Annotated in this window: 1 protein-coding gene; it reads right to left on the bottom strand. The window is 73.6% G+C overall.

Features of this window, described 5'->3' with window-relative positions; genetic code table 11:
- The coding region (locus tag SB719_RS21945) for a PhoH family protein (protein WP_412160002.1) at positions 1-246 on the bottom strand (246 nt) is incomplete at both ends.

Below are 246 nucleotides of genomic sequence, written 5' to 3'. Positions count from 1 at the left end.
CTTCGGGACGAGGTCCGGATCGAGCATCTCGTTCAGTGCGTCGTACAGCGGGCGGAGATACGGGTCGATCTTGTCGGTCAGCGTGCCGGGCAGGTACCCCAGCCGCTCCCCGGCCTCCACCGCCGGGCGGGTCAGGATGATGCGGGCGACCACGGCCGGCGGCGCGTCCCGCACGGCCGTCCGGGCCACGTGGACGCCCGGGCGGGTGTTCCTGGTGGTGTGGGCGCTGCTGTCCGCGCTGTCGGC

It is taken from the genome of Pantoea sp. SIMBA_079 (assembly GCF_046940275.1).
Classification (GTDB): domain Bacteria; phylum Pseudomonadota; class Gammaproteobacteria; order Enterobacterales; family Enterobacteriaceae; genus Pantoea; species Pantoea borealis.
The sequence above is the reverse complement of the archived record's forward strand: the minus strand, read 5'-3'. Positions and strand labels throughout refer to the sequence as shown.